This is a genomic window from Emticicia agri (assembly GCF_004168285.1).
In the GTDB taxonomy this organism is placed as follows: Bacteria; Bacteroidota; Bacteroidia; order Cytophagales; family Spirosomataceae; genus Emticicia; species Emticicia agri.
The window spans coordinates 1-454 of record NZ_SEWF01000163.1 but is presented as its reverse complement, the minus strand read 5'-3'; the positions used below and the strand labels follow the sequence as shown (position 1 = coordinate 454).

1 protein-coding gene is annotated in these 454 nt (G+C 45.4%); it reads right to left on the bottom strand.

What is annotated here, in order from left to right; genetic code table 11:
* Window positions 1–454, bottom strand: a 454-nt coding sequence (locus EWM59_RS28130) for an Ig-like domain-containing protein (RefSeq protein ID WP_445447098.1), incomplete at both ends; no start/stop codon positions are given.

Genomic DNA, 454 nt, shown 5'->3' with positions numbered 1-454 from the left:
GGTTTAGCATTTACTTTAATTGTTAGAGTATCACGATGAGACTCACAACCATTGGCATCTAACTGACTTACGTAGTAATTAGTAACGCCTGCAGTAGTTGGGTCATATACTGGTGCAGTAGTCGAAGATACTCCTCCTGTTAAATTAGTACCATACCACAAGATAGTATTACTACCTGATGCTGCTGCCACTAAAGTAGCTGCTGCATCTTCAGCACAGAACACTTTGTCTTGGGCAGTTGGTGGTGCTGGAAGTGGGTTAATCACTACAGCTACTGAGGCTGTTGCCGAACAAGCTACACCATTAGTGATAGTTACTACATAAGTTCCTTCATAGGCTTCGATAGCATTGGCACGTGTAGTGCTGTCTGTGTTAGCTGTGAAACCTGCTGGACCTGTCCAGGCATATAAGCCACTTGGTCCGGCTCCACCTGCTGACAGGCGAATGGTTCCTT